The sequence below is a fragment of the Kitasatospora sp. SUK 42 genome, from assembly GCF_015776785.2.
Classification (GTDB): Bacteria; Actinomycetota; Actinomycetes; order Streptomycetales; family Streptomycetaceae; genus Kitasatospora.
Genome location: NZ_LFMD02000003.1, coordinates 449,297 through 473,042 on the forward strand (window position 1 = coordinate 449,297; position 23,746 = coordinate 473,042).

Annotated in this window: 18 protein-coding genes; 7 read left to right on the forward strand and 11 right to left on the reverse strand. The window is 71.9% G+C overall.

Annotated elements, in window-relative coordinates; translation table 11 throughout:
- Positions 1–164: 164 nt before the first annotated feature.
- From RZ50_RS11690 to RZ50_RS11720, 7 genes are all read left to right on the forward strand, one after another.
- Positions 165–1,262: a substrate-binding domain-containing protein gene (locus RZ50_RS11690; protein WP_196951535.1), complete on the forward strand. Its 1,098-nt coding sequence runs from the start codon at positions 165–167 to the stop codon at positions 1,260–1,262.
- A gap of 8 nt (positions 1,263–1,270) precedes the next feature.
- A complete protein-coding gene (locus tag RZ50_RS11695; RefSeq protein WP_196951536.1) occupies positions 1,271–2,914 on the forward strand; it encodes a VWA domain-containing protein in 1,644 nt (547 codons plus the stop codon).
- Positions 2,901–3,512, forward strand: coding sequence for a hypothetical protein (locus RZ50_RS11700; RefSeq protein WP_196951537.1), 612 nt, complete (start codon positions 2,901–2,903; stop codon positions 3,510–3,512). Before RZ50_RS11695 ends, RZ50_RS11700 begins: the two co-directional genes overlap by 14 nt.
- A gap of 220 nt (positions 3,513–3,732) precedes the next feature.
- Positions 3,733–5,577 carry a bifunctional UDP-sugar hydrolase/5'-nucleotidase gene (locus tag RZ50_RS11705; protein ID WP_217680507.1) on the forward strand — a complete coding sequence of 615 codons (1,845 nt, stop codon included), beginning with the start codon at positions 3,733–3,735 and terminating at the stop codon, positions 5,575–5,577.
- A gap of 79 nt (positions 5,578–5,656) precedes the next feature.
- On the forward strand, positions 5,657–6,211 hold the full coding sequence (locus tag RZ50_RS11710; protein ID WP_254802454.1) for a Uma2 family endonuclease: 555 nt from the start codon (positions 5,657–5,659) through the stop codon (positions 6,209–6,211).
- A 137-nt stretch (positions 6,212–6,348) separates the two neighbouring features.
- The gene (locus tag RZ50_RS11715; RefSeq protein WP_196950508.1) at positions 6,349–7,275 is read left to right on the forward strand and encodes an NADP-dependent oxidoreductase; all 927 of its coding nucleotides are present in this window, start codon (positions 6,349–6,351) and stop codon (positions 7,273–7,275) included.
- A gap of 32 nt (positions 7,276–7,307) precedes the next feature.
- Entirely contained in the window at positions 7,308–8,243 is a 936-nt protein-coding gene (locus RZ50_RS11720; RefSeq protein ID WP_196950509.1) for an AraC family transcriptional regulator, read from the forward strand.
- Positions 8,244–8,305: 62 nt separating this feature from the next.
- Here the strand turns inward: RZ50_RS11720 and RZ50_RS11725 are convergent, their stop codons facing one another.
- From RZ50_RS11725 to trpB, 11 genes are all read right to left on the reverse strand, one after another.
- A complete protein-coding gene (locus RZ50_RS11725) occupies positions 8,306–9,763 on the reverse strand; it encodes an aldehyde dehydrogenase family protein (protein ID WP_196950510.1) in 1,458 nt (485 codons plus the stop codon).
- 48 nt (positions 9,764–9,811) lie between these two features.
- The gene (locus RZ50_RS11730) at positions 9,812–10,684 is read right to left on the reverse strand and encodes a helix-turn-helix transcriptional regulator (protein ID WP_196950511.1); all 873 of its coding nucleotides are present in this window, start codon (positions 10,682–10,684) and stop codon (positions 9,812–9,814) included.
- A 313-nt stretch (positions 10,685–10,997) separates the two neighbouring features.
- Entirely contained in the window at positions 10,998–12,458 is a 1,461-nt protein-coding gene (locus tag RZ50_RS11735; RefSeq protein WP_196950512.1) for a glutamate synthase subunit beta, read from the reverse strand.
- Positions 12,451–17,037, reverse strand: coding sequence for a glutamate synthase large subunit (gltB, locus tag RZ50_RS11740; protein WP_196950571.1), 4,587 nt, complete (start codon positions 17,035–17,037; stop codon positions 12,451–12,453). Before gltB ends, RZ50_RS11735 begins: the two co-directional genes overlap by 8 nt.
- Positions 17,038–17,468: 431 nt before the next feature.
- A complete protein-coding gene (locus RZ50_RS11745; protein WP_196950513.1) occupies positions 17,469–18,206 on the reverse strand; it encodes a VIT1/CCC1 transporter family protein in 738 nt (245 codons plus the stop codon).
- A 147-nt stretch (positions 18,207–18,353) separates the two neighbouring features.
- Positions 18,354–19,400, reverse strand: a complete 1,047-nt coding sequence (gene lgt, locus RZ50_RS11750) for a prolipoprotein diacylglyceryl transferase (RefSeq protein WP_196950514.1) — start codon at positions 19,398–19,400, stop codon at positions 18,354–18,356.
- A gap of 155 nt (positions 19,401–19,555) precedes the next feature.
- Positions 19,556–20,419, reverse strand: a complete 864-nt coding sequence (locus tag RZ50_RS11755) for a thioredoxin domain-containing protein (RefSeq protein ID WP_196950515.1) — start codon at positions 20,417–20,419, stop codon at positions 19,556–19,558.
- 57 nt (positions 20,420–20,476) lie between these two features.
- Positions 20,477–20,992, reverse strand: coding sequence for a MauE/DoxX family redox-associated membrane protein (locus RZ50_RS11760; protein WP_196950516.1), 516 nt, complete (start codon positions 20,990–20,992; stop codon positions 20,477–20,479).
- A gap of 128 nt (positions 20,993–21,120) precedes the next feature.
- Entirely contained in the window at positions 21,121–21,348 is a 228-nt protein-coding gene (locus RZ50_RS11765) for a hypothetical protein (protein WP_196950517.1), read from the reverse strand.
- 233 nt (positions 21,349–21,581) lie between these two features.
- Complete coding sequence (trpA, locus tag RZ50_RS11770; protein ID WP_196950518.1) at positions 21,582–22,391, reverse strand: tryptophan synthase subunit alpha; 810 nt, start codon at positions 22,389–22,391, stop codon at positions 21,582–21,584.
- Between the two features lie 2 nt (positions 22,392–22,393).
- Positions 22,394–23,662: a tryptophan synthase subunit beta gene (trpB, locus tag RZ50_RS11775; protein WP_196950519.1), complete on the reverse strand. Its 1,269-nt coding sequence runs from the start codon at positions 23,660–23,662 to the stop codon at positions 22,394–22,396.
- Positions 23,663–23,746: the final 84 nt, after the last annotated feature.

Here is a 23,746-nt window from a genome sequence, read left to right on the forward strand (position 1 = left end):
GGTGTGCGAGGGCCGTGCGGACGCCACCGGCCGATGCGATTCCGTGAAACGGTGTTCACCCGTGGTTCATCGTTGATTCCGCCTCCGCTCCCCGCCCGGCGAGACGCTCTTCACCCCCGGGTGACCACCCGGACGATGCAGCGGACGAGGGGGAAACGCTCGCGATGGGACGACGCGCTCTGGGGGTGCTCGCGGCCCTGGCCCTGCTGGGCGGGGTGACGTACGCACTGATCCCGGACGACGGGCCGGAGGCGAAGAAGCTGGTGACGGTCACCGGGCTGGTCGGTTCGGAGAAACGGTCCTTCTTCGAAAGCCCGGAAGTGAAGGCCGAGTTGGCGAAGCAGGGCCTGGAGGTCCACGCGGACCCGACCGGGTCCTGGACGATGAGCGAGCAGGCGAGGAGCACGCCCGGGCTGGACTTCGCCTTCCCGGCGAGCACCGCGCCGGCCCGCGAGATCCAGCGCAACTGGGGGCAGCAGGACTCTCCACTGGTGCCGTTCTACTCCCCGCTGGTGGTCGTCACCCACGCCGAGGTGGCGCAGATCCTCAGGGACAACAACCGTGCGGCCCAGGACGCTTCGGGCGTCTGGACGTTCAAGATGGACCAGTACGTGGCCGATCTGAAGGCCGGCCGGAGGTGGCAGGAGCTGAACGTGCCGGCGGAGCACTCCGAGCTGGCCGGCCCGATCTTCGTGACCTCCACCGATCCGGAGAGCTCCTCCTCGGGCGCGCTGTACGTCGCGCTGCTCTCGTACATCCTGAACAACCACCAGGTGGTGTCCGACGACGCCGCCGTCGAGGCCACCCGGCCGGTCCTGCACCAGGCGACCACGATGCAGGGCGGCCAGAAGAGCAGCAGCGACGAGCCGTTCCGGGACTTCCAGGCGGGCGTCGGCAATCCGCTGGTCTTCGGGTACGAGTCCCAGGTCGCCGCGCTGGTGGCGCAGGGCCAGTCGACCGGGGACACGGTGGTGATGTACCCGGACACCACGATCTACTCCGACCACACCATCATCGCCCGCACCGACAACGGCCGGAAGCTCGCCGCCCTGCTCCAGGACGACGAGGCGCTGCGCACCCTGGAGGCGAAGTTCGGCTTCCGCCCGCAGGCCCGCCCCGACGCCCTCAACGACCTGGTGAAGAACACCAGGCAGCCGGTCTTCGCCCAGAACCTGGCGGCGGCGAAGGTGAAGCAGTGGCAGGTCCCGTCGCTGGACATCCTGCAGAAACTGACCGCCGCGGCCAAGGGGGGCCAGAAGTGAACGTCCCGATGAAGCGCCGCGGTTGGATCACCGCCGTCCTGGCGGCGGTGCTCGCGGCGGCCACCGCCTGCACCTCCTCCGGCACCCCCGCCCCGCGCCCCAATCCCACCGACCCGCCCGCCGAGACCGCCCGCCCCGGGGTGCTGCGGATCCTGGCCGGCAGTGAACTCCAGGACCTGGCACCGGTCCTGGAGGACGCCCGGAAGGCGACCGGGGTGACGGTGCAGTTCTCCTGGACGGGCACCCTGGACGGCGCGGACGCGGTCTCCTCGGGCCGGGCGGACGGCAAGTACGACGCCGTCTGGTTCCCGTCCAACCAGTACCTGCGGCTCGACCCGGCCGGGAAGTCGAAGGTGCTGTCGGAGACCCCGGTGATGGTCTCCCCGGTGGCCGTCGGGGTGCGCACCTCGGTGCTGGGGGAACTGGGCTGGGGGGACGGCTCGAAGGTCACCTGGGCGCAGATCGGCGACGCGGCCGCGGCCGGGAAGCTGCCGTACGGGATGTCCGACCCGTCGCGCTCCAACTCCGGCTTCTCCGGCCTGGTCGCGGTGGCCTCGGCCTTCTCCGGCGCGCAGGCGGCGCTGACCGAGGCGGACGTGCAGAAGGCCGCGCCGCGGCTGAAGCAGTTCTTCACCGACCAGAAGCTGACCTCGGGCTCCTCGGGCTGGCTGGCGCAGGCGTACACCCGGGCCGAGCCGGGCAAGGTGGGCGCCCTGGTGAACTACGAGTCGGTGCTGCTGTCGCTGAACCGGACGCTGCCGCCGGAGCAGCGGCTGACGGTGGTGCGTCCGGTGGACGGGGTGGTGTCGGCGGACTACCCGCTGTCCCTGCTGTCCTCGGCGGCGCAGAGCGAGCGCGAGTCGTTCCAGCGGCTGACCTCGTACCTGCTGAAGGAGGACGTGCAGAAGCGCATCTCCGAGGTGACGCTGCGCCGCCCGGTGACGGCGGGCGCGGCCCCGGCGTCGGAGCTGCCGGCGGACCGGCGCCGCGAGCTGCCGTTCCCGGGGACGCGGGCGGTCGCGGACGGGCTGCTGGCCGCGTACCAGAACGAGCTGCGCCGCCCGTCGAGGACGGTGTACGTGCTGGACACCTCCGGTTCGATGGAGGGCTCGCGGCTGAACGCGCTGAAGGCGGCGCTGGGCCGGCTGACGGGCGCGGACGACACCCGCGGGGTGCGCCGCTTCCGGGACCGCGAGGAGGTGACGCTGCTCTCCTTCGCGTCGAAGGTGAAGTGGACGAAGACGCACGCCGTTCCGGCGTCCGGCAGCCAGCCGGATCCGCAGGCGGAGCTGGCGTCGATCAACGCGGACGTGCAGTCGCTGTCGGCCTCGGGCGGCACCGCGCTGTACGACTCGCTGGAGGAGGCATACCGGGTGATCGAGCGGCAGCAGGCGGCCGCGGGGGACGACCGCTTCACCTCGATCGTGCTGATGACGGACGGGGAGAGCAACGAGGGCGCCACCGACGCCGACTTCAAGCGGTTCCACGACGGGCTGCCGGCCGGGGAGAAGGCGATCCCGGTGTTCCCGATCAGGTTCGGCGAGGCCGCGGTGAGCCAGTTGCAGGGGGTCGCGGACCTGAGCGGCGGCAAGCTGTTCGACGGCACGGGTTCGCTGGACGGCGTGTTCGAGGAGATCCGTGGCTACCAGTGACGGGTTGGGCCGGTGGGCGCTGCGGTACCTGGAGTCGACCAGGAACCTGGTCGGCTGCGCGGGCGGCGCGGTCGGGCTGGGGCTCCACTTCGCCGGGCTGGGCGGGGCGTGGTGGCCGGGGGTGGTGGCCGGGCTGTACGGGGTCGGCGCGCTGCTGACGCCCGGCCGGGCGGCCGAGGGGCCCGAGGGGCCCGAGGAGCCGGAGCAGGACCCGAAACCGGCCTCCGAATCCCGGCCGGAACCCCGGCCGGAGCCGGGCCCCGTACGCCCGGAGCCGGAGCCGGAGCCTGTACGCCCGCAGCCGGAGCCGGAGCCCGTACGCCCGGAGCCGCCGCGCGATCCGGAGCTGGAGGTCCTCGCCGGCTACCTGGGCACCGTCCCGCTGCCCGCCTCCGCCGGGGTGGACGCCCTGCTGGCCGCGCTGCGCGAGTGCGGCCCCGGCCCGGTGGCGGACGGGATCGTCCGCCACCGGCTGCCGGTCGCGGTGGACGGCTACCTGCGGGCGCGGACCTGGCTGCCGTGGGCGGGCCCGGACGCGCCGGACCCGGCGGCGGAGCTGGGCCGCGAGGTGAAGCAGCTCTGCTCCGAGCTGGCCTGATCCCCTACCACCTCCCGGCCCGCCCATCCTCGTCACGAACGAGTCGCCAAGATCTCACCTGTTGGCAACGTCGAAGGGCTACCCATCGGCCCGGCCCGCACGGCACACTTCCACTCGCGTCCTTCTACGCGCGTCAACGCATGGCGCACGCGCCGACGCACCTCGTACGCACACCAGTTGACGGTCCATCCGCCGTCGTTCCCACTCGGGAGAGTCGTCCATGTCCCTGAACCGCCGTGACTTCGTCGCCCGGTCCGCAGCCACCGCCGCCGGCGCCGCCCTGGCCGGCGGGGCCGTCGTCGCCGCCGCCCCCGCCGCCGCGGCCGCCGAGCCGAACACGGCGGCCGCCAAGGGTGACAAGGGCAACAAGGGCAAGCCCCGCCGCCAGTCCTTCACCGTGATGGGCACCACCGACCTGCACGGCCGGGTGCTCAACTGGGACTACTTCACCGACGCCGAGTACGTCGACAAGGCGCACAACGCGGTCGGCCTCGCCAAGATCTCCACCCTGGCCAACCAGGTCCGCGAGGAGAAGGGCTGGGACCGCTGCCTGCTCGTCGACTCGGGCGACATCATCCAGGGCACCCAGCTGAGCTACTACTTCGCCCGGATCGAGCCGATCGCCACCGACGGCGACAACGTGCCCGACCACCCGATGGCCGTCGCCATGAACCTCATGGAGTACGACGCCGCCGCGCTCGGCAACCACGAGTTCAACTACGGCATCCCCACCACGAAGGCCTTCGAGGACCAGCTGGAGTTCCCGCTGCTGGGCGCCAACGCGCTGCACGCGAAGAACGAGAAGCCGGCCTTCCCGCCCTTCGTGATCAAGGAGCTGCACCTGGGCGAGGGCAAGCCGCTGAAGGTCGGCATCCTCGGCCTCACCAACCCCGGCATCGCGATCTGGGACAAGGCCAACGTCAGCGGCAAGATGGTCTTCCCGGGCATCGTGGAGACCGCCGCCAAGTACGTGCCCCGGATGAAGGCGGCCGGCGCGGACGTCATCTTCGTCTCCGCCCACTCCGGCATCGACGAGCCCACCACCTACGGCGACCAGCTGCCCTGGCCCGAGGACGCCTCCGGCGAGATGGCCGCGACCGTGCCGGACATCGACGCGGTGCTGGTCGGCCACACCCACAAGGAGGTGCCGCAGCGCCTCATCGTCAACAAGAAGACCGGCAGGACGGTCGTGCTCTCCGAGCCGCTGTGCTGGGGCCAGCGGCTGAGCTGCTTCGACTTCGAGGTCGAGTTCGCCGACGGCGCCTGGAAGGTCGTCTCGGTCTCCTCCCGGGTGCTGAACTCCAACACCGTGCCGGAGAACCCGGAGATCGCCAACGCCATCACCGAGCAGCACAAGAAGGTCGTGGCGTACGTCAACCAGAACATCGGCACCAGCAAGATCGAGCTGTCGATCGCCGACGCCCGCTTCAAGGCCACCCCGATCATCGACCTCATCGGCAAGGTGCAGGCCGACGCCGTCAAGGACGCGCTGGCGGGCGGGCAGTACGCCAACCTGCCGGTGCTGGCCCAGGCCGCGCCCTTCAACCGCACCGCGCTGATCCCGTCCGGCCAGGTCAAGCTGCGCGACGCGGCCGGCCTGTACATCTACGAGAACACCCTGGAGGCCCGCATCCTGACGGGCGCCCAGCTCAAGGACTACCTGGAGTTCTCGGCGAAGTACTACTACCAGCTCGCCCCGGGCGCCGCGGTCGACAAGGACGCCATGACCGGCGCCGAGAGCACCCCGGACTACAACTACGACTCGGTCTACGGCCTGAGCTACGACATCGACATCGCCCAGCCCAAGGGCCAGCGGATCCTCAACCTCACCTTCCAGGGCAAGCCGATCGACCCGGCCGCCCAGTTCGTCCTCGCCGTCAACAACTACCGCGCCAACGGCGGCGGCAACTTCCCGCACGTCGCGAACGCCAAGCTGGTCTGGTCGAACTCCGACGAGATCCGCAACACCATGATCGCCTGGGTCAAGGCCAAGGGCGTCATCGACCCCGCCGACTTCTTCACCAACTCCTGGCGCCTCGTCCGCGCCGGCCAGCCGGTGTTCTAGTCGCATCCCGCCGAGGTGCCGCCGGGTCCCACGACCCGGCGGCACCTCGCCGTTCCGGAACGGTGGGACCATGCTCCGCATGGTCGAGTCGAACCACCGAATCCTCTCGTACGCTCGCACTCTGGCCCCGCCATCGGGCTGGAAGGTCGAGGTGTCCGGCGACACGGTCGTCATCACGGCGACCCCGAGCACGCTCCACCAGTTCAACCTCCTTTCGCTCCGCCGCCAGTTCGAGGCTCACAGGCCCGCCGACCTGATGCCGAGCGAGAACACCGACCTCGCCTCCCCGAACGTCGGCAAGCTGCGCAACCCCGACCTGACCTACATCCCGCTCTCGGCCGTCGAGCTCGGCGGCAACGAGGTGCCCGCCGAGCAGGCGGCCATCGCGGTGGAGATCGTCTCGCCGTCGAACCCGGAGAACGACCTGGTCGGCAAGGTCCGCGACTATCCGCTGATGGGCATCCCGCTGTACCTGCTGATCGACCCGCGCGAGGGCGACATCACCCTCTACTCGGAGCCCTCCGGCAGCGGCTACCACCAGCGGTGGATCGGCAGGTTCGGCGACCGCGTGCCGATCCCGGCCCCCTTCGACTTCGAACTCGCCACCGACGCGCTTCTCCGCTACCCGGTCTGAGCCGCTCGTCCGGCGAGACGATCGGACATCCGGCGAAGACTGGAGGATATTCAGCCGCTCAGTCGATCTCCCTATCGTTGAGGACATCACGAACGGCCCCACGGGGGGCCGGTGTTGACCGGGTGAGGGAGAGAGCGATGCGGGCGATCGTGCAGAAGGAGTTCGGCGGGCCGGAGGTCATGGAGCTGGCCGAGGTCGAGCGGCCGGAGCTGCTGGCCGGGGAGGTGCTGGTGCGGGTGCGGGCCGCCGGGGTGAACCCGGTGGACACGATCGTGCGGTCGGGGGTGTACCCGCTGCTGGGCCAGCCGCCGTTCACCGTGGGCTGGGACGTCTCCGGGGTGGTCGAGGAGGCCGCCCCGGGGGCCCGGTACCGGGTGGGCGAGGAGGTGTACGGGATGCCGTTCTTCCCCCGCGCCGCCGGCGCCTACGCCGAGTACGTGGCCTCGCCCTCCCGGCAGCTGGCCCGCAAGCCCGCCACGCTGGACCACGCCCAGGCCGCCGCCCTCCCGCTGGCCGCGCTGACCGCCTGGCAGGGCCTGGTGGACATGGCCGGGGTCGCCGAGGGGCAGCGGGTGCTGATCCACCGCGCGGCCGGCGGTGTCGGCCACCTGGCCGTGCAGATCGCCAAGGCCCGCGGCGCGTACGTGATCGCCCTCGCCAGCGAGCCCAAGCACGCCTACCTCAAGGAGATCGGCGCCGACGAGGTGATCGACTACCGCACCACCGACTACACCGAGGCCGTCGCGGACGTCGACATCGTCCTCGACTCCTCCTCGGAGAACACCCGTTCGCTGAAGGTGCTGAAGCCCGGCGGCGTCCTGGTCAGCATCATGGAGTTCGGCGACCAGGAGCTCGCCGCCGCGATCGAGGCCGCCGGGCGCCGCTTCGTGGGCATCGCGGTCGAGCCCGACTACGCGGCGCTGGAGGCGATCGCCGCCCTGGTCGACGAGGGCCGGATCCGTCCGCACGTCGCCGAGGCCTTCCCGCTCGCCGAGGCCGGGAGGGCCCACGAGCTGGTGGGCTCCGGTACCGTCCAGGGCAAGGTCGTGCTGACCGTCGACTGAGAACACGCCGACCACGGCCGCAGGAGGCGGGCATGGACATCCTGACCGAGGCGCTGGCCTCGATGCGGACGGCGCACCCCGCGTCCGTCCGGACCGAGGGCCGCGCGCCCTGGGCCCTGCGCCTGCCCCCGGTGCTCGGGGCCGGCTTCCACGTGGTGCTGTACGGCACCTGCTGGCTCGTCCCGGTGGATCCGGCCGTGTGCGGCGCGCCCGTCCCGCTCAGCCCCGGGGACGTGGTGTTCCTGCGGGACGCCCACAGCCACGTGCTGGCCGACCACCCGCAGACCCCTCCGGTGGAGGCGCGGGCCTGCCGGATCGCCCCCGGCTCGCCGATCGGCACCCTGTCGCTGGGCGGCGACGGCGCCCGCACCAGTCTGCTGTGCGGCAACTACCACCTGGACCAGGGCCGTCCGCACCCGCTGGTCCGCCAGCTGCCGGCCCTGATCCACCTGCCGACCCGGCACGGCCGCCACCCCGAACTGGCCGCCGCCGTCCAGCTGTTGGGCGCCGAGCTGGAGAACCCGCGGATCGGCTCGGCCGGGATCGTCCCGGCCCTGATCGACTCGCTGCTGCTGTACGTCCTGCGGGCCTGGTTCGAGGACCAGCCGACCGCGACCGCCGCGGGCTGGGCGGCGGCGCTGCGGGACGCCGCCGTGGCCCCCGCCCTGGCGGCGATCCACGAGGCCCCGGCCACCGCGTGGACGGTGGAGTCGCTGGCGGAGCGGGCGGGCCTGTCCCGGGCCGCCTTCGCCCGCCGCTTCACCTCGATGGTGGGCGAGCCGCCGATGGCGTACCTGACCCGCTGGCGGATGACCACGGCCGCCCGGCTGCTGCGCGAGTCCGAGGCGCCGCTGACGGCGGTGGCGGCGCGGACCGGGTACGGCTCGGAGTACGCCTTCGCCAAGGCGTTCAAGCGGGAGTTCGGCCAGGCCCCCGGCGGCTACCGCCGGGAGGCCCGGGCCGCATGAACCCTGGGCGGGCCCGGGCCGCCTGAACGCTCAGCAGGCCCGGGCCGCCCGCACCCACGGTCCTAGAACGGGAACGCCGCCCGCTTGTGCTGCACCGAGATCCACTTGAGCGTGGTGAAGGCGTCCACCGTGGACTCCCCGTTGAGCCGCCCGACGCCCGAGTTCTTCTCCCCGCCGAAGGGCACGCCCGGCTCGTCCGCGATGGTCCCGCCGTTGACGTGGATCATGCCGGTCTCGATCCGCTGCGCGACCCGCACCCCGCGCTCGACGTCCGCGGTGTGCACCGCGCCGCTGAGCCCGAAGGGGGTGTGGTTGGCCAGCCGGACGGCCTCGTCCTCGCCGTCGAAGGGCACCAGCAGCACGACGGGGCCGAAGAGTTCGCGCTGCAGGATGGGCGCGTCCTCGGCCAGGCCGGTGAGCACGGTCGGCGCCATCAGGCTGCCGGTGGTCTCGCCGCGCAGCAGCGCGGTGGCGCCGGCGGCGATCGCCTGGTCGACCTGCCCGGAGAGGGCGTCGGCCTGGACGGGGTTGATCAGCGGGCCGATGTGGGTGGCCGGGTCCTTCGGGTCGCCGACGGTCAGCGAGGCGACCTTGGCGACGAACTTCTCGGTGAACTCGGCCTCGACGCCGCGGTCGACCAGCACCCGGTTGGCGGCCATGCAGACCTGCCCCTGGTGGACGAAGCGGCTGAACACGGCCGCGTCCACGGCGTGGTCCACGTCGGCGTCGTCCAGCACGATCAGCGCGCTGTTGCCGCCGAGCTCCAGCACCGTGCGCTTGAAGTGCGCGGCGGCCACCGTGGCGACGTGCCGACCGACCTGGTCGGAGCCGGTGAAGGAGATCACCTTGGGCACCGGGTGCTCGATGAAGCTGTCGCCGATCTCCGCGATGTCGGTGATCACGACGTTCAGCAGGCCGGGCGGCAGGCCCGCGTCCTCGAAGAGCCTGGCGATCAGGGCGCCGCCGACGATCGGGGTCTCCTGGTGCGGCTTGAGGACGACGCCGTTGCCGAGCGCCAGCGCCGGGGCGACGGCCTTGAGCGCCAGGAACAGCGGGAAGTTGAACGGGCTGATCACGCCCACCACGCCGACCGGCAGCCGGTAGAGCCGGTTCTCCCTGCCCGGCGCGGGCGAGGCCAGCAGCCGGCCCTCGGAGGCCACCGAGAGGTGCAGGCACTCCCGCAGCATGTCCCTGACCAGGGACAGCTCGAAGCCCGCCTTGAGCGCGGTGCCGCCGAGCTCGGCCATGATCGCCTGGACGATCTCCCCCTCGCGCTCCTCGACCAGCCGCAGCGCGCGCTCGAACACCAGGCGGCGCTGGTAGGGGTTGGTGGCGGCCCAGTCGCGCTGGGCGCGCTCGGCGGCGCGGTAGGCGCGGTCGACCTCGGCGACGGTGGCCACGGTGATGGTGGCGAGCTTGTCACCGGTGAAGGGGTCGACGTCGACGATGTCCCAGGAGCCGCTGCCGCCGCACCACTCGCCGTCGATGTACTGCAGCGCCAACTCGGAGAAGTACGACATCTGTTCCCTCTCATGCCCGACCTGATGGGACCTCATCGTACTGATGTGTCAGAGCTCTTGGCGCACCGAGTGCAGGAGTTCGCGGGTCCGCTCGGGGCTGAGGCTGTCGGCGGCCAGCCCGTCCATCGCCTGCCGGTACTCGGCGACCTCCGCGGGCTTGTCCACGTAGAGCGCGGTGGTGAACTGCTCCAGGTAGACCACGTCGACGAGGTCGGCCTCGGTGAAGCCCAGCACGCTGAACGCGCCGCTCTCGGCGCTCAGCCCGGCGGAGCCGAGCGGCATCACCTGGAGCCGGACGTTCGGCAGCTCGGAGAGCTCCAGCAGCCGGTCGAGCTGCGCCTGCATCAGCTCCGGACCGCCCCAGGGGCGGCGCAGCGCGGCCTCGTCCAGGACGGCGAGCAGGCGGGGCGGGTGCTCGGTGGTGAGCAGGTCCTGGCGCTTGAGCCGGACCTCGACCCGGCGTTCGATCTCCTCGGGGCCGATGCCGTGACCCTGGCAGCCGGCGGTGATCACGGCGCGGGCGTAGTCGGGGGTCTGGAGCAGCCCGTGGACGAACTGGATCTCGTAGCTGCGGATCTCGGCGGCGGCCTCCTCCAGTCCGAGGTAGTTCTGGAACCAGGTGGGCAGCACGTCGCCGTACTCGTGCCACCAGGAGGTGGCGTTGGCGTCGCGGACGAGTCCGAGGACGTTGGCGCGCTCCTGCTCGGCGTCGACGCCGTAGAGGGTGAGCAGGTCGGCGACGTCGCGCTCCTTGAAGCCGACGCGGCCGAGTTCCATCCGGCTGATCTTGGATTCGGAGGCGCGGATCGAGTAGCCGGCCTCCTCGCGGCTGACGCCTCTGGCCTCGCGGAGTTTGCGCAGCTGGGTGCCGAGCAGCAGACGCCGTACGGTGGCGCCCCCGCCTGCCTGAGTCGTGCCCATCGAAGTCAACCTCCGCACTCGCGCAGCCCCCCGGCCGTCGGCCGCAGTCTGCCACCTGGCACCGACGAACAACAGTCCGTCCGGGGGCGGGTTCCGGCCGGTTGGGAAGCCTGGGAGTCCGCTGTGAACCCGCTGTCGGTGCGCACGGGGCGTCGCGGGGCGTCGCGGATGGGAACGCGACGGCGCCCGCCCTCCAACTGGTCGGGGAAGAGGGCAGGCGCCAGGAGACCGCGTTGGCCCGGCGACACTGGCGGGGGCAGCGGGTTGAGCTCCCGGCGATGCGGCGCCGGGGGTTCGGGGGCCGGTCGGACCGTCAGACCACCAGGGGGCGGTCCGTGGGCCGGATCGGGGCGGGAAGCGGGGTCTTGCCGCCCAGGTATCCGTCCACCGCGGCAGCGGCCGAGCGGCCCTCCGCGATGGCCCAGACGATCAGCGACTGGCCTCGGCCGGCGTCTCCGCAGACGTACACGCCATCGACATTGGTGGCGAACCGGCCGTCGCGGGCAATGTTACCGCGCGCGTCGAGGTCGACGCCGAGCTGCTCGATCAGGCCGTTCCTGACGTCGGTGCCGGTGAAACCCATGGCCAGGGTGACGAGCTGGGCCGGGACGACCCGCTCGGTGCCCGGCACGGGCTCGAACCGGCCGTCCTTGAACTCGACCTCGACGAGGTGCAGTTCCTGGACGTTGCCGTCCTCGTCCCCGACGAATCGGGCGGTGCTGACGGAGTAGATCCGCTCGCCGCCCTCCTCGTGCGCGGAGGTGACCTTGTAGGTCATCGGCATGGTGGGCCAGGGCTGGTGCCCGGGCCGCTCCTCGGCGGGCCGCGGCATGATCTCCAGCTGGGTGACCGAAAGGGCCCCCTGCCGGTGGGCGGTGCCGACGCAGTCCGCGCCGGTGTCGCCGCCGCCGATCACGACGACGTGCTTGCCCTTGGCGCTGATCGGCGAGTCGACGAGGTCGCCCTCCTGCACCTTGTTGGCCAGCGGCAGGTACTCCATGGCCTGGTGGACGCCCTTGAGCTCGCGCCCGGGCACCGGCAGGTCGCGGGCGGTGGTGGCGCCGGCCGCGACGACGACGGCGTCGAAGCGCTCGCGCAGCTGCTGCCCGGTGATGTCCTCGCCGACGTGGACGCCGGTGCGGAACCGGGTGCCCTCCGCGCGCATCTGCTCGATGCGGCGGTTGATGTGGCGCTTCTCCATCTTGAACTCGGGGATGCCGTAGCGCAGCAGTCCGCCGATGCGGTCGGCCCGCTCGTACACCACCACGGTGTGCCCGGCCCGGGTGAGCTGCTGGGCGGCGGCGAGGCCGGCCGGGCCGGAGCCGATCACCGCGACGGTCTTGCCGGACAGCCGCTCCGGGACCTGCGGGGTGACCCCGCCGCGGTCCCAGGCCTTGTCGATGATGGTGACCTCGACGTTCTTGATGGTCACCGCGTCCTGGTTGATGCCGAGCACGCAGGCCGACTCGCAGGGCGCCGGGCAGAGCCGCCCGGTGAACTCCGGGAAGTTGTTGGTGGCGTGGAGGCGCTCGATGGCGCCGGTCCAGTCGTCCCGGTAGGCGAGGTCGTTCCACTCGGGGATGAGGTTCCCGAGCGGGCAGCCGTTGTGGCAGAACGGGATGCCGCAGTCCATGCAGCGGCCGGCCTGCTTGGTGATGATCGGCAGGAGGCTGCGCTCGACGTAGACCTCGTTCCAGTCCTTGATCCGGACGTCGACCGGGCGGCGCTCCGCCAGCTGCTTGGGCGTGGTCAGGAAGCCCTTGGGGTCAGCCATGTGCCGCCTCCATCATCTTGCGAGTGGTCTCGGCCTCGGAGAGGCCATCGCGCTCAGCGGCGTCCTTGGCGGCGAGCACTGCCTTGTAGTCGGTGGGCATGATCTTGGAGAAGCGGGAGACGCCGCTGCCCCAGTCGGCCAGGAGTTCGGCGGCGACGGTGGAGCCGGTCTCCTCGTAGTGCTGCTGCACGGTCTCGCGCAGCCAGTCGCGGTCCTCGGCGGTGGGGGCCTCGATGCCCACCATGCCGTCGTTGACGTTCGCGGGGCGCAGGTCCAGGACGTAGGCGATGCCGCCGGACATGCCGGCCGCGAGGTTGCGTCCGGTCTCGCCGAGGATGACGACCCGGCCGCCGGTCATGTACTCCAGGCCGTGGTCGCCCACGCCCTCGACGACCAGTGTGGCACCGGAGTTGCGGACGGCGAAGCGCTCACCGGCCTTGCCGCGCAGGTGGATCCGGCCGGAGGTGGCGCCGTAGCCGATGGTGTTGCCGGCGATGACGTGGTTCTGCGCGTCGTTGCCGATGGCCGCGGCCTCGCGGGCCGGGCGGACGATGACGACGCCGCCGGAGAGGCCCTTGCCGACGTAGTCGTTCGCGTCGCCCTCCAGCCGCAGCGTCACGCCGCGGGGCACGAAGGCGCCGAAGGACTGCCCGGCGGAGCCGGTGAAGGTGACGTCGATGGTCCCCTCGGGCAGGCCCTCGCCGCGGTAGCGCCTGGTCACCTCGTGGCCGAGCATGGTGCCGACGGTGCGGTTGACGTTGCGGATCGGCAGCTGGATCCGGACGGTCTCGCCGCGCTCCAGCGCGTCCTCGGCGAGGGTGATCAGCTGGTTGTCCAGGGCCTTGTCCAGCGCGTGGTCCTGGGCGGTGGTGCGGTGCCGGGCGGCGCCCTCGGGCAGCGCGGGCACGTGGAAGAGCGGGGCCAGGTCGAGCCCGGCGGCCTTCCAGTGGTCGATCGCGGCCTGGGCGTTGATGTGCTCGGCGCGGCCGACGGCCTCCTCGATCGAGCGGAAGCCCAGCGAGGCCAGGATCTCCCGGACCTCCTCGGCGATGAACTCGAAGAAGTTGACCACGAATTCGGGCTTGCCGGAGAAGCGCTCGCGCAGCACCGGGTTCTGGGTGGCGACGCCGACCGGGCAGGTGTCCAGGTGGCAGACGCGCATCATGATGCAGCCGGAGACGACCAGCGGCGCGGTCGCGAAGCCGAACTCCTCGGCGCCGAGCAGGGCGGCGATGACGACGTCGCGGCCGGTCTTGAGCTGGCCGTCGGTCTGGACGACGATGCGGTCGCGCAGCCCGTTGAGCAGCAGGGTCTGCTGGGTCTCGGCGAGGCCGAGCTCCCAGGGGCCGCCGGCGTGCTTGAGCGAGGTGAGCGGCGAGGCGCCGGTGCCGCCGTCGTGGCCGGACACCAGGACGACGTCCGCGTGGGCCTTGGAGACGCCCGCCGCGACCGTGCCGACGCCGACCTCGGAGACCAGCTTCACGTGGATGCGGGCGGCCGGGTTGGCGTTCTTGAGGTCGTGGATCAGCTGAGCCAGGTCCTCGATCGAGTAGATGTCGTGGTGCGGCGGCGGGGAGATCAGGCCGACGCCCGGGGTGGAGTGCCGGGTCCTGGCGACCCACGGGTAGACCTTGTGGCCGGGCAGCTGGCCGCCCTCGCCGGGCTTGGCGCCCTGGGCCATCTTGATCTGGATGTCGTCCGCGTTGACCAGGTACTCGGAGGTGACGCCGAACCGGCCGGAGGCGACCTGCTTGATCGCCGAGCGGCGCTCGGGGTCGTACAGGCGGTCCGGGTCCTCGCCGCCCTCGCCGGTGTTGGACTTGCCGCCGAGGCGGTTCATCGCGATGGCGAGGGTCTCGTGCGCCTCGCGGGAGATGGAGCCGTACGACATGGCGCCGGTGGAGAAGCGCTTGACGATCTCGGAGACCGGCTCGACCTCCTCGACCGGGATGGGCTCACGGCCCTGCCCGTCGAGCTGGAACAGGCCGCGCAGCGTCATCAGGCGCTCGGACTGCTCGTTCACCCGGTCCGTGTACTGCTTGAAGATGTCGTACCGGCGGGTGCGGGTGGCGTGCTGGAGCCGGAAGACGGTGTCCGGGTCGAACAGGTGCGGCTCGCCCTCGCGGCGCCACTGGTACTCGCCGCCGATCTCCAGCGCGCGGTGCGCGGCGGGGATGCCGGAGGCCGGGTACGCCTTGGCGTGCCGGGCGGCGGTCTCCCTGGCGATCTCGTCCAGGCCGATGCCGCCGAGCTTGGTGGTGGTGCCGGCGAAGTAGCCCTCCACCAGGTCCCGGGAGAGGCCGATGGCCTCGAAGACCTGGGCGCCGCGGTAGGAGGCGACGGTGGAGATGCCCATCTTGGACATCACCTTGAGCACGCCCTTGCCGAGCGCCTTGATCAGGTTCTTGATCGCCTTCTCGCGCTCGACGCCCTGGATGAACACGCCCTGAGCGACGAGGTCCTCGACCGACTCCATGGCCAGGTACGGGTTGACCGCCCCGGCGCCGTAGCCGATCAGCAGCGCGACGTGGTGCACCTCGCGGACGTCGCCGGCCTCGACCAGCAGCGACACCTGGGTGCGCTGCTTGGTGCGGATCAGGTGGTGGTGGATGGCGGAGGTGAGCAGCAGCGAGGGGATCGGGGCGTGCTCGGCGTCGGAGTGCCGGTCGGAGAGCACGATGATCCGGGCGCCGTCGGCGATCGCGGCGTCGGCCTCGGCGGCGATCGCGGCCAGCCGCGCGGCCAGGCCCTCGCCGCCGCCGGAGACCTTGTAGAGGCCGGAGAGCGTGACGGCCTTGAGGCCGGGCTGGTCGCCGTCGTGGTTGATGTGGACCAGCTTGGCCAGCTCGTCGTTGTCGATCACCGGGAAGGTGATGCCGACCGAGCGGCAGGCGGCGGACTCGGCGGCCAGCAGGTTGCCCTCGGGGCCGAGGTTGGACAGCAGCGAGGTGACGAGCTCCTCGCGGATGGCGTCCAGCGGCGGGTTGGTGACCTGCGCGAAGAGCTGGACGAAGTAGTCGAACAGCAGGCGCGGCTTCTCGCTGAGCGCGGCGATCGGCGAGTCGGTGCCCATCGAGCCGAGCGCCTCGGCGCCGGTGCGGGCCATCGGCGCGAGGATGACGCGCAGCTCCTCCTCGGTGTAGCCGAAGGTCTGCTGGCGGCGGGTGACGGAGGCGTGGGTGTGCGCGATGTGCTCGCGCTCGGGCAGCTTGGCGAGCTGGATCTGCCCGGCGTCGACCCACTCCTGGTACGGGTGTTCGGCGGCCAGGGCGGACTTGATCTCGTCGTCCTCGACGATCCGGCCCTCGGCGGTGTCCACCAGGAACATCCGGCCGGGCTGCAGGCGGCCCTTCTTGGCGACCTTCTCCTGCTCGATGTCGAGCACGCCGACCTCGGAGGAGAGGACGACCAGGCCGTCCTCGGTGATCCAGTACCGGGCGGGGCGCAGGCCGTTGCGGTCGAGCACGGCGCCGATCTGGGTGCCGTCGGTGAAGGTGACGCAGGCCGGGCCGTCCCAGGGCTCCATCAGGTTGGAGTGGTAGCGGTAGAACGCGCGGCGGGCCGGGTCCATGGTGGCGTGGTTCTCCCACGCCTCCGGGATCATCATCAGCACCGAGTGCGGCAGCGAGCGGCCGCCGAGGTGGAGCAGCTCCAGGACCTCGTCGAAGGAGGCGGAGTCGGAGTGGTCCGGGGTGCAGATCGGGAAGATCCGCGACAGGTCGCCCGGAATCAGGTCGGTGGCGAGCTGCGACTCGCGGGCCCGCATCCAGTTGCGGTTGCCCTTGACCGTGTTGATCTCGCCGTTGTGGGCGACGAAGCGGTACGGGTGGGCGAGCGGCCAGCTCGGGAAGGTGTTGGTGGAGAACCGGGAGTGCACCAGGCCGATCGCGGAGGCGTAGCCGCGGTCCGACAGGTCGGGGAAGAAGGGCTCCAGCTGGCCGGTGGTCAGCATGCCCTTGTAGACGATGGTGCGGGCGGACAGCGACGGGAAGTAGACGCCGGCCTCGCGCTCGGCGCGCTTGCGGGCGACGAAGGCGGTCCGGTCCAGCTCGACGCCGGCCAGGCCGTCCCTGCTCAGGAAGAGCTGCCGGAAGCGCGGCATCACGCTGCGCGCGGTGGAGCCGAGCAGGTCCGGGGTGACCGGGACGTCGCGCCAGCCGAGGACGGTCAGGTCCTCCTCGGCCGCGATGGCCTCGATCCGCGCGACGGCGGCGGCGTCGGCCTCGTCGTCGTCCGGCAGGAAGGCGATGCCGACGGCGTAGGAGCCGGCCGCGGGGAGCTCGAAGGCGACCTGGCCGCGCAGGAAGGCGTCCGGGATCTGGGTGAGGATGCCCGCGCCGTCGCCGGAGTCCGGCTCGGCGCCGGTGGCGCCGCGGTGCTCCAGGTTCCGCAGGACGTTCAACGCCTGCTCGACGATGGTGTGGTCGGCGATGCCGGTCAGTGTGGCGACGAAACCGACGCCACAGGCGTCGTGCTCGTTCCGCGGGTCGTACAGGCCCTGAGCAGCAGGTCGCGCATCCGGCACGAGCGCGTAGGGCGGGCGGGCGGCGCCGGCCTGGGGCTCGTTGGCGGAGTGCATGGATGCAGACAGCATCGGCTCTCCCGTCGTCGTCTTTCGGCAAGTTGGTGCAAGTAGGGACGACGTTGGCCCTGATGCGATGGTGCGGTGTCGTGCAAGTTACATGATGCCCACGATCCCGAGAAGCGGAATATCCCGTCCACATGGCGGGACTGGCACGCAGGTCAGGGGATGTGTGAAGAGGACGTGCCACAGTGCACGTGCTATCGATTGTGCCCAACCGCCCACGGCCTGAAACAGGGGCGAAATCGCACCGCCACACGAACCGATCACGGACGCCTGCGATTCCATCCCGGTAGCCCGGTCCGCGGATGCGAATCCGCGGCTCCGAGGCCCGGATGATGAGACTATGCCGGGCACCGCGAGACGTCCGTGTGTGGAACGTCACGCATTGCCCGGCATAATCATGCAGCGTCGTGCAGTGCTATCGGCTAGCCGACGTGCCCGCCGATCAGCCAGCCCAGCAGGTAGGTCACCCCGGCCGCGGCCGCGCCCAGCACCAGCTGCCGCAGCCCGCTGAACCACCAGGTGCGCGCCGTCACCCGGGCCACCACCGCGCCGCACAGGAACAGCCCCAGCGCCGCCAGCACCACGGCGGGCAGCAGCGAGGTCGCCCCGAGCAGGTACGGCAGCAGCGGCAGCAGCGCGCCGAGCGCGAAGCACAGGAACGAGGAGCCGGCCGCGACCAGCGGCGAGGGCAGGTCGTTGGGATCGATGCCCAGCTCCTCGCGGGCGTGCACCTCCAGGGCCGCCTCCGGGTCGGCGGTCAGCTGCCGCGCCACCTCGTGGGCGAGCTCCGGCTCGACCCCGCGCCCGATGTACACCTGGGCGAGCTCGGCCAGTTCGCCGTGCGGGTTGCGGCTCAGCTCCAGCCGCTCGGCCTCGATCTCGGCCTGCACCAGCTCCCGCTGCGAGGCCACCGAGGTGTACTCCCCCGCCGCCATCGAGCAGGCGCCGGCGGCGAGCCCGGCCAGCCCGGTCAGGATCACCGTGCCGCTGGACGCCGCCCCGCCGACCACACCGGTCATCAGCGCGAAGTTGGACACCAGGCCGTCCACCGCCCCGAACACCGCGGGCCGCAGCCAGCCGCCGTTGACATCCCGGTGGTGCCCCGCCGCCGGTATCCGCGGGTGGTGCGCCGACTCGGCCTCCAGCGTGATCGCGCTCATCGTCCTCTTCCCCTCGTCCTCGGTCGTCTGGGTCGACCGTAGCCCGCCTGACCTGCGCACTTCCAGCAAAGTTAGGCTGTCCGAACGGCACTGAGGCCACCCTTCGCAAGCTCGCGAAGGGTGGCCTCAGCCGGGACAACGCCCTGGTCAGGTCGGGTTCTCGACGTCCTTGGCGGTCTTGTCGGCGACGGCGACGGCCGGTCCGCCGTCCGTGGAGCGGGACGGCTTCCCGCCGCCCGGGGCCTTTCCGTCCGCCTTCGCGTCCGCCTTGCCCGAGGCCTTCCCGGCCTGCTCGTCCGCCTTGCCCGGGGCCTTGTCGGCCTTCCCCTCCGCCTCGGCGTCGCCTCCGTCCGCCACCGCGTGCGCGGCCGGATCGATGCTCGCCGGGTCCTCGCGGCCCGGCCGCTTCCTCCCGACGATCACGAGGTACGCCACGGCGCCCAGGAACACCAGGATCGAGGTCCAGTCGTTCAGCCGCAGGCCGAAGTAGACGTGCGCCTCGTCGATCCGCAGCCACTCGGTCCAGAACCGGCCCACCGTGTACGCGGCCACGTACAGCGCGAAGGCCCGGCCGTGCCCGAGCTTGAACCGGCGGTCCGCCCAGATCACCAGCAGCGCGACCCCGACGCACCAGAGCGACTCGTACAGGAAGGTCGGGTGGAAGACGCCCTTCACGACCTCGCCGCTGGGCAGCGTCTTGTCGATCTCCAGGCCCCACGGCAGCGTGGTCGGCCGGCCGTACAGCTCCTGGTTGAAGTAGTTGCCCCAGCGGCCCATCGCCTGCGCGAGCGCGATGCCCGGCGCGATGGCGTCGGCGTACGCGGGCAGCGGCACACCCCGGCGGCGGGCTCCGATCCAGGCGCCGACCGCGCCCAGCGCGATCGCGCCCCAGATCCCCAGGCCGCCCTGCCAGATCTTGAGGGCGTTCCAGGGGTTCTGCCCCGGGCCGAAGTACAGCCGGCCACCGTCGGTGATCACGTGGTAGAGCCGGCCGCCGACCAGGCCGAACGGCACCGCCCAGACGGCGATGTCGCCGACGGTGTGCTTGGCACCGCCCCGGGCGACCCAGCGCTTGCTGCCGAGCCAGACGGCCACGACGACACCGAGGATGATGCAGAAGGCGTAGGCGCGCAGCGGGATCGGTCCGAGGTACAGGACGCCCCGCGACGGGCTGGGAATGTAGGCGATATCCATGGCGGTTCCGACGCTACAGGGTCTGACGGCCCCGTCGGACACCCCCGGGGTCACAGAAGCCGAACAACGGGCACCGCCGCCCCCTCCGGACGGGGAGGGGGCGGCGGGCGGGGTCCGAACTCAGGGGGACGGGAGTTCGAAGACGGGCCCCGGGCTCAGCCGGCGGCCGGGGACGGGTTGTTGGCCTCCGAGGCGGTGCTGGTCGGGGCCGGGGTCTGCCCGTGCGAGCCCGCCGTGCCCAGTTGCTTGCCCTGGTTCGCGGCGTCCACCCACTTCACCAGGTTCGCCGGGGTGATCTCCTCGTCGCCGTTCTTCGGGTAGATCGGCTGGCCGTTGAGCAGCACGGTCGGGGTCGACTTGTAGCTGGACTTGTCGAAGTCCTGCTGCACCGCGGACACCCATCCGCCGAACTTGTTGTCCTTGACGCAGGCCTGGAACTCGGGCGTGTCCAGGCCGTTGACCTGCTTGGCCAGGTTGAGCAGGACCGACTTGTCGCCGAAGGCGTCGCTGGTCTCGTCCGGCTGGTTGCGGTACAGCACGTCGTGGAAGTCCCGGAAGTGCCCGGCGTCCTGGGCGCAGGCCAGCGCGTTGGCGCCGGTCTTGGAGCCCTTGCCCGGTACGGCCCGGTCGATGAACGACACGAGGTGGTAGTTGGTGTAGATCTTCCCGGCGTCCTCCAACTGGTCGATGGTCGCCGAGAACTCGCGCTCGAACATGCCGCAGGCGGGGCAGCGCGGGTCCTCGTAGACGGTGAGGACGGAGGGCGCGTTGCCCGCGCCGACGGGGATGACCAGGTTCTTGTCACCGATCGTCCCGGCCGGGGCGGCGGTCGGGGTCTCCGGCTTGGAGCGCTGGTTCTGCACCACGACGCCGGTGATCACGGCGGCGGCGATGACCGCGAGCACGGCCCCGCCCACGATCAGTTTCTTCCTGCGCTTGGAGGTGGCCTCATCGGCCGCCCGCTGCTCCAGCATCCGCTCCCGGGCGGCGCGCTTCTCTTCTCGGTTCTTCTCGCTCATTGCGTTGACATCCACGGTCGGGGGCCTTCGTCGGGGAGGTGGGGGGTGGGGGTACGGTCAGCGCGCCAGCCAGCCGTCCGCCGAGAGCCTGGTCCGGGGCCGCCACAGCAGCCACCCGGCCAGCAGCAGGAACCCGGTGTCGCGCAGGATCTCCTGCAGGTACTCGGTCTGCGAGGCGTCGACGTGCCCGCCGCCGCCGAAGCAGCCGCAGTCGATCGAGATGCCCCGCGCCCAGGCCGAGCCGATCCCGGCGATGAAGGTGAGCAGCAGCAGCGCGGACACCCCGGCGACCAGCCGGACGCCGAGCCCGATCACCAACAGCAGGGCGAGCGCCAGCTCCAGGAAGGGCAGCCCGTAGCCGACCGGCTTGACCAGGCCCTCGGGCAGGATCTCGTACGCGCGGACGGCCTGGGCGGCCTCCGCGGGATCGGAGATCTTGGCCAGCCCGGCCCAGCCCCAGACCACCGCGAGGCCGAGCCGCACGACGAGGCCGACCCACTCGCTCCAGGCCGGAGCCGCCGGAGCCGCCCGAGGCGCCGACTCCTCGCCGGGCTGCGCTTCCGGGCCGGCCATCAGGGAACCCCCCTTGGGAAACTCGTTCACTTCCTGATGAACCGTAAGGAAGGAAGGGCGGTTCCTCCACATTCAGGAATTACGCCGGATGAGTGACGCTCTGTCCGAACATGTCGAACACCCGTACCTCAGTGGCACCCCGCGGGCCGGGCCGGATCGAACAGCGCCACGTGCCCCTCCCGCTGCGCCGCGTCCCACCGCGCCGCCTCGGCGCACGCGACCGCCTCCCGCTCGGCCCGCTCGGCGCCCCGCCTGGCCAGCGCCTGCCCGACCTCGGTGTGCGCGCCCACCGCGGCGCCGAGGGTCAGCGCGGCGGCCGCCGCCCGCAGCAGCACGGCCCGTTGGAGACCAGCCACCAGATCACCCCTTCGCTCGCCCGGCACCCCCGTACACCTGGTTCGTGCACTCGTCCCTCCTCTCAACGCCGGTCAACCCCGGGTGGTGCGACTCCCCGCCGCTGTTCACCCGTTCGGGGCCACGCCGACGTGGACGCGGGCGGGCGCGCGGAGCGAGGCGCGCTCCCCCGACGCCGACGGCCCGCCACTCCGAGGGAGTGACGGGCCGTCGGGCACCGTGTGTCTACCGGGCGTCAGCGCCGCCGGACGCCGGCCGCCAGCTCCCGGGCCTGCTCCCGCACGCCGTCCAGCGCCGCCGCCTCGTCGTCCCCGGCCGCCAGGATCCGCTTCACGAAGGCCGACCCCACGATGACGCCGTCCGCGAACCGCGCGACCTCCGCCGCCTGCTCGGCGTTCGAGACCCCGAGCCCGACGCAGACCGGCAGGTCCGTCGTGGCCCGGGTGCGGGCGACCAGGTCCTCGGCCATCGAGCCGACCGCGGAGCGGGTACCGGTCACGCCCATCACGGCGGCCGCGTACACGAACCCGCTGCCCGCCGCCGTGACCTCGGCCAGCCGCTCGTCCTTGCTGCTCGGCGCGACCACGAACACGGTGTCCAGCCCGTGCTCGCCCGCCGCCTTGCGCCACTCCTCGGACTCCTCCACCGGCAGGTCCGGCAGGATGCACCCGGCCCCGCCCGCCGCGGCCAGGTCGGCGGCGAACCGCGCCACGCCGTACCGGTCCACGGGGTTCCAGTACGTCATCACCAGCACCGCCGCCCCGGGGTGCGCCGTGGCGACCTCCTGGACGGTGCGCAGCACGTCCTTGATCCGCACGCCGCCGCGCAGCGCGATGTCGTCGGCGGTCTGGATGACGGCGCCGTCCAGCACCGGGTCGGAGTGCGGCAGGCCGACCTCGACCACGTCGCAGCCGCCCTCGATCAGCGCGTTGATCGCGCGGATGCCGCCGTCGACGGTCGGGAAGCCGGCCGGCAGGTAGCCGATCAGCGCGGCACGGCCCTCGGCCTTGGCGGCCGCCAGCACACTGCTGAGCTTCGAAGTCATGATCACTTACCCCCGTTGGCGGTGTTGTCGCCGGACGCGTTGCCGGCACCCGGCTCGTCGTACAACCCGAAGTACTCCGCCGCCGTGTGCATGTCCTTGTCCCCGCGCCCCGAGAGCGAGACCAGGATGGTCGCCTCCGGCCCGAGCTCGCGCCCCAGCTCCAACGCCCCCGCGAGCGCGTGCGCGCTCTCGATGGCCGGGATGATGCCCTCGGTGCGGGACAGCAGCCGCAGTGCCTGCATCGCCGCGTCGTCGGTGACCGGCCGGTACTCGGCCCGCCCGGTGTCCTTCAGCCAGGCGTGCTCCGGGCCGACGCCCGGGTAGTCGAGGCCCGCCGAGATGGAGTGCGACTCGATGGTCTGGCCGTCCTCGTCCTGCAGGACGTAGGTGCGGGAGCCGTGCAGCACCCCGGGGTCGCCCTTGGTGAGGGTGGCCGCGTGCCTGGGCGTCTCGGCGCCCTCTCCGGCCGCCTCGCACCCGATCAGCCGCACGCCGGCGTCCGGGATGAACTCGTGGAAGATGCCCATCGCGTTGGAGCCGCCGCCGACGCAGGCGACCACCGCGTCGGGCAGCCGCCCGGTGCGGTCGAGCACCTGCTGCCGGGCCTCGACGCCGATGATCCGGTGGAAGTCGCGGACCATCATCGGGAAGGGGTGCGGCCCGGCGACGGTGCCGAACAGGTAGTGGGTGGAGTCGACGTTGGCGACCCAGTCCCGGAACGCCTCGTTGATGGCGTCCTTGAGCGTGCGGCTGCCGGACTTGACGGCCACCACCTCGGCGCCGAGCATCCGCATCCGGGCGACGTTGAGCGCCTGGCGCTGGGTGTCGACCTCGCCCATGTAGATGGTGCAGTCGAAGCCGAACAGCGCGCAGGCGGTGGCGGTGGCCACGCCGTGCTGCCCGGCGCCGGTCTCGGCGATGATCCGGGTCTTGCCCATCCGCCTGGTGAGCAGGGCCTGGCCCAGCACGTTGTTGATCTTGTGCGAGCCGGTGTGGTTGAGGTCCTCGCGCTTGAGCAGGACGCGCGCCCCGCCCGCCTCTGCGGAGAAGCGGTGCACGTCGGTCAGCGGGCTCGGGCGGCCGGTGTAGTCCTTGAGCAGCGCGTCGAGCTCGGCGGCGAAGGCCGGGTCGGCCTTGGCCTTCTCGTACTCCTCGGCGACCTGCTCGACCGCGGCGACGAGCGCCTCGGGGATGAAGCGGCCGCCGTACGCGCCGAAGTAGCCGCGGGCGTCCGGCACCTGGGCACCGGGCAGGTAGTCCTTCTCGGACATGGTGGTTTCCCTTGACGGAGAATCGGATGGCGGTGACGTCGATCGGCTGGTTTCCGGTCGTGGCTGCCGACCGGACCCAGCCCT

Bases quoted from the DNA above. Each gene is read 5' to 3' on its own strand.
- RZ50_RS11720 (WP_196950509.1), top strand. From the start codon at position 7,308: ATGGACATCCTGACCGAGGCGCTGGCCTCGATGCGGACGGCGCACCCC.
- RZ50_RS11730 (WP_196950511.1), bottom strand. From the start codon at position 10,684: ATGGGCACGACTCAGGCAGGCGGGGGCGCCACCGTACGGCGTCTGCTG.
- gltB (WP_196950571.1), bottom strand. From the start codon at position 17,037: ATGCACTCCGCCAACGAGCCCCAGGCCGGCGCCGCCCGCCCGCCCTAC.
- RZ50_RS11735 (WP_196950512.1), bottom strand. From the start codon at position 12,458: ATGGCTGACCCCAAGGGCTTCCTGACCACGCCCAAGCAGCTGGCGGAG.
- RZ50_RS11690 (WP_196951535.1), top strand. From the start codon at position 165: ATGGGACGACGCGCTCTGGGGGTGCTCGCGGCCCTGGCCCTGCTGGGC.
- RZ50_RS11710 (WP_254802454.1), top strand. From the start codon at position 5,657: ATGGTCGAGTCGAACCACCGAATCCTCTCGTACGCTCGCACTCTGGCC.
- trpA (WP_196950518.1), bottom strand. From the start codon at position 22,391: ATGACTTCGAAGCTCAGCAGTGTGCTGGCGGCCGCCAAGGCCGAGGGC.
- RZ50_RS11695 (WP_196951536.1), top strand. From the start codon at position 1,271: ATGAAGCGCCGCGGTTGGATCACCGCCGTCCTGGCGGCGGTGCTCGCG.
- RZ50_RS11745 (WP_196950513.1), bottom strand. From the start codon at position 18,206: ATGAGCGCGATCACGCTGGAGGCCGAGTCGGCGCACCACCCGCGGATA.
- lgt (WP_196950514.1), bottom strand. From the start codon at position 19,400: ATGGATATCGCCTACATTCCCAGCCCGTCGCGGGGCGTCCTGTACCTC.
- RZ50_RS11705 (WP_217680507.1), top strand. From the start codon at position 3,733: ATGTCCCTGAACCGCCGTGACTTCGTCGCCCGGTCCGCAGCCACCGCC.
- RZ50_RS11755 (WP_196950515.1), bottom strand. From the start codon at position 20,419: ATGAGCGAGAAGAACCGAGAAGAGAAGCGCGCCGCCCGGGAGCGGATG.
- RZ50_RS11725 (WP_196950510.1), bottom strand. From the start codon at position 9,763: ATGTCGTACTTCTCCGAGTTGGCGCTGCAGTACATCGACGGCGAGTGG.
- RZ50_RS11715 (WP_196950508.1), top strand. From the start codon at position 6,349: ATGCGGGCGATCGTGCAGAAGGAGTTCGGCGGGCCGGAGGTCATGGAG.
- RZ50_RS11760 (WP_196950516.1), bottom strand. From the start codon at position 20,992: ATGGCCGGCCCGGAAGCGCAGCCCGGCGAGGAGTCGGCGCCTCGGGCG.
- trpB (WP_196950519.1), bottom strand. From the start codon at position 23,662: ATGTCCGAGAAGGACTACCTGCCCGGTGCCCAGGTGCCGGACGCCCGC.